The sequence below is a fragment of the Inquilinus sp. genome (assembly GCF_057815775.1).
In genome coordinates this window covers 1-4013 of record NZ_JBYRFX010000677.1, presented here as the reverse complement: position 1 = coordinate 4013, position 4013 = coordinate 1, and the positions used below count along the sequence as shown (strand labels likewise).

Here is a 4013-nt window from a genome sequence, read left to right as displayed (position 1 = left end):
AACGCCGCGGCGATGCGATACACCGAGGCCCGGCTGACCGCCGTGGCCGAGGCGCTGCTGGAAGGCATCGACGAGGACGCGGTCGATTTCCGCGAGACCTATGACGGCGAGGGCCGCGAACCGGTGTTCCTGCCGGCCGCCTTCCCGAACCTGCTGGCCAATGGCTCTCAGGGCATCGCCGTCGGCATGGCGACCTCGATCCCGCCACACAATGTCGGCGAGATCTGCGACGCGCTGCAGATGATGATCAAGCACCCCGACTCCACGGTGGACGACCTGCTGACCGTGGTCGCCGGGCCGGATTTCCCGACAGGGGGCGAGCTGGTCGAATCCGCTGCGTCGATCCGCGAATCCTATGTCACCGGCCGCGGTGCCTTCCGCGTCCGGGCGCGGTGGGAGATCGAGAAGCAGCCGCTCGGCCTATACCAGATCGTGGTCACCGAGATTCCGTACCAGGTGCAGAAGTCGCGGCTGATCGAGAAGCTGGCCGACATCGTCACCTCGAAGAAGCTGTCGACGCTGGAGGATGTGCGCGACGAATCGGCCGAGGATGTCCGCATCATCCTGGTGCCGAAGAGCCGCAACGTCGAAGCCGACATGCTGATGGAGCAGCTGTTCCGGCTGACCGAGCTGGAGACGCGCTTCAGCCTGAACATGAACGTGCTGGACCGCACCATCCCGCGGGTGATGAGCCTCAAGGATGTCTGCAAAGGCTTCCTCGACCACCGCTACGAGGTGCTGGAGCGGCGGTCGCTGTACCGGCTCGGCAAGATCGAGCGGCGGCTGGAGATCCTCGGCGGTTACCTCATCGTCTTCCTCGACCTCGACGAGGTCATCCGCATCATCCGCGAGGAGGACGAGCCCAGGGCGTCGCTGATGGCGCATTTCAAGCTGACCGAGGTGCAGGCCGACGCCATCCTCGACATGCGGCTGCGGTCGTTGCGCAAGCTCGAGGAAATGGAGATCCGGCGCGAGTTCGACGGGCTGTCGGGCGAGCGTGAGCAGATCCAGGCCCTGCTCGCCGACGAAGGCAAGCGCTGGAAGGCGATCTCGGGCGAGATCGCGCTGATCAAGAAGAAGTTCGGCCCGGACACCGTGCTCGGCCGCCGCCGCACCAAGATCGGCGAGCCACCCTCGGCCGTCGTCGTGTCGCTGGAGCCGCAGATCGAGCGCGAGCCGCTCACCGTCTTCCTGTCGGCGAAGGGCTGGATCCGGGCGCTGCGTGGCCACGGGCTGGAACTCGCCGAGGTCAAGTACAAGGACGGCGACGCCGAAGGCTTCGTGCTGCAGGCCGAGACCACCGACAAGATCCTGCTGTTCGGCAGCGACGGCCGCTTCCACACCCTGGCGGCCGACAAGCTGCCGCGCGGCCGCGGCTTCGGCGAGCCGGTGCGGATGATGGTCGACCTCGGCAACGACACCGACATCATCGCGCTTCTGGCCCATGTGCCGGGCCGCAAGCTGATCGTCGCCTCCAGCGACGGCCGCGGCTTCGTGGTGGCGGAAAGCGACGTGATCGCCCAGACCCGCGCCGGCAAGCAGGTGCTGAACCTGAACGACGGCGCCAAGGCAGTGGTGTGCCGTCCCGTCAGCGGCGACACCGTGGCGGTGGTCGGCACCAACCGGCGCCTGCTGTGCTTCCCGCTGTCGGAGCTGCCGGAGATGGGGCGCGGCAAGGGCGTGACGCTGCAGAAATACCATGGCGCTGCGCTGTCGGACCTGACCGTGTTCAAGCGGGAAGAGGGGCTGATCTGGCAGATGGGCGGCGGCCGCACCCGGACCGAGCCGGAGATCCCGATCACCGCCCGCGGCCGCAGCGGCAACCTGCCGCCCCGCGGCTTCCCACAGAGCAACAAGTTCACCTAAAACCCCTTTCTCGTCATTCCCGCGAAAGCGGGGATGACGACTTCAGAAGAAGACATTCGGAGCCTGGCGATGACCACCCGCACCCTTCCCGTGATGCTCTCCGTCTGGCGCGCCGAGGGCAATGCCAGCCTGTTTCGCGCCGCCGTGGTGGTGGTGGTGCTGGGCTCCGTCCTGATGGCGCTGTCGGCCAGGATCCAGGTGCCGTTCTACCCGGTGCCGATGACGATGCAGACCGGCGTGGTGCTGTTGATCGGCGGCGCCTGCGGCTGGCGGCTGGGTGGCCTGGCGATGCTGGCCTATCTCGCCGAAGGCCTCGCCGGGCTGCCGGTCTTCGCCGGCGCCATTGCCGGCCCGGCCTATATGGCGGGGCCCACCGCCGGCTATCTCGTCGGCTTCGTGCCCTCGGCCGCGCTGATGGGCTTGGCGGTCGAGCGGGGGTGGGCCCGCGGTCTCGTGGGCATGGCTGCGGCGCTGGCCGTGGCCTCGCTGATTCCCTTCGCTACCGGCGTGGCCTGGCTGTCGGTTCTGGTCGGCCCGACCGCCGCGATCGCTGGCGGCTTCACGCCGTTCATCCCGGCCGCGATCCTCAAGGGCGCGCTGGCCGGCGCCCTGCTGCTGGCGATGACCGGCATCGCCCGCCGCCGCGACGCTTAAAGCCGATCTAACCTTTTGCGTTGCCTCTCCCGCCTGGCGGGAGAGGTCGGGCGTCCGTAGGACGGCCGGGTGAGGGTTGGTCTCGGCCTCGACAAAGGGCCCTCACCCGGAGCCGCTTTGCGTTTCCGACCTCTCCCGCAAGCGGGAGAGGCAATGCGTGCTGATCTTAAGCGCCGGATTTTCTGCTAGAGGCAGATGCTTCGTTGCGTCCCGGCCCCGAGTTTCATTAGATGGCAGCAGCGCTGCGGCGGCTCGATCCACCGCAGCGAATGTCCGAGCCACGCTCGATCGTTGGAACATGGGGGGAGATTCCGAGAGATGAAGCGGCGTAATTTCATTGCCACCGCGGGCGTCGGCCTGGCGGCCGTACCGCTGGCGGCACCGGCGATCGCGCAGGACAAGCCCGAGGTCAAATGGCGCCTCGCGTCGAGTTTCCCGAAGTCGCTCGACACCATCTATGGCGGTGCCGACGTGCTGTCGCAGACTCTGTCGGATCTGACCGACGGCAAGTTCCAGATCCAGGTGTTCCCGTCGGGTGAGCTGGTGCCGGGCCTGCAGGCGCTCGACGCCACGCAGAACGGCACGGTCGAGGCGGCGCACACCGTCGCCTACTACTATGTCGGCAAGGACCCGACCTTCGCCATCGGCTCGTCGATCCCGTTCGGCCTCAACGCCCGGCAGCAGAATGCCTGGCTGTACCATGGCGGCGGCAACGAGCTGTTGAACACCTTCTTCGCCAATTACGGCGTGGTCGGCATGCCCGGCGGCAACACCGGCACCCAGATGGGCGGCTGGTTCCGCAACGAGATCAAGTCGCTGGCCGATTTGAAGGGGCTGAAGATGCGCATCGCCGGCCTGGCCGGCAAGGTGGTGGAACGCATCGGCGTGGTGCCGCAGCAGATCGCTGGCGGCGACATCTACCCGGCGCTGGAGCGCGGCACGATCGACGCCACCGAATGGGTCGGGCCGTATGACGACGAGAAGCTCGGCTTCTACCAGGTCGCCAAATTCTACTACTACCCGGCCTTCTGGGAAGGCGGCCCCACCGTGCATTTCCTGTTCAACAAGGACAAGCACGAGGCGCTGCCGGACAGCTACAAGAAGGCGCTGGCGGTGGCCACCCAGGTCGCCAACGCCAACATGCTGGCGCTGTACGATGTGAAGAACATCGCGGCAATCCGCAGCCTGGTCGGCAAGGGCGTGCAGCTGCGGCCGCTGCCGCGCGACGTGCTCGACGCTTCTTATGTCGAATCGTTCAAGCTGTATGACGAGCTGTCGGCCTCGAACGCCAACTGGAAGGCGATCTACGAGCCGTGGAAACAGTTCCGGACCGAGGCCTATCAGTGGTTCCGGGTCGCGGAATACACCTATGACAGCTATGTCTACGCGCAGCAGGCCGCCGGCAAGTAAGCCGCAGCGCTGACAGCAATCGGGCCGGTCTCCTTGCGGGGACCGGCCCTTTTCTTTGACTATTTGAAGCTGGGTGGCGGCAG

Annotated in this window: 3 protein-coding genes; all 3 read left to right on the top strand. The window is 66.8% G+C overall.

Annotated elements, in window-relative coordinates; genetic code table 11:
• On the top strand, nucleotides 1–1866 hold a 1866-nt coding region (parC, locus tag AC3XYG_RS23535; protein WP_489142298.1), incomplete at its 5' end, for a DNA topoisomerase IV subunit A.
• Nucleotides 1867–1935: 69 nt separating this feature from the next.
• Entirely contained in the window at nucleotides 1936–2520 is a 585-nt protein-coding gene (locus tag AC3XYG_RS23530; RefSeq protein WP_489142297.1) for a biotin transporter BioY, read from the top strand.
• A gap of 318 nt (nucleotides 2521–2838) precedes the next feature.
• Nucleotides 2839–3930 carry a TRAP transporter substrate-binding protein gene (locus tag AC3XYG_RS23525; RefSeq protein WP_489142296.1) on the top strand — a complete coding sequence of 364 codons (1092 nt, stop codon included), beginning with the start codon at nucleotides 2839–2841 and terminating at the stop codon, nucleotides 3928–3930.
• Nucleotides 3931–4013: the final 83 nt, after the last annotated feature.

What these genes read in the sequence shown, in the direction of transcription:
- AC3XYG_RS23525 (WP_489142296.1), top strand. Translation starts at nt 2,839, where the DNA reads ATGAAGCGGCGTAATTTCATTGCCACCGCGGGCGTCGGCCTGGCGGCC.
- AC3XYG_RS23530 (WP_489142297.1), top strand. Translation starts at nt 1,936, where the DNA reads ATGACCACCCGCACCCTTCCCGTGATGCTCTCCGTCTGGCGCGCCGAG.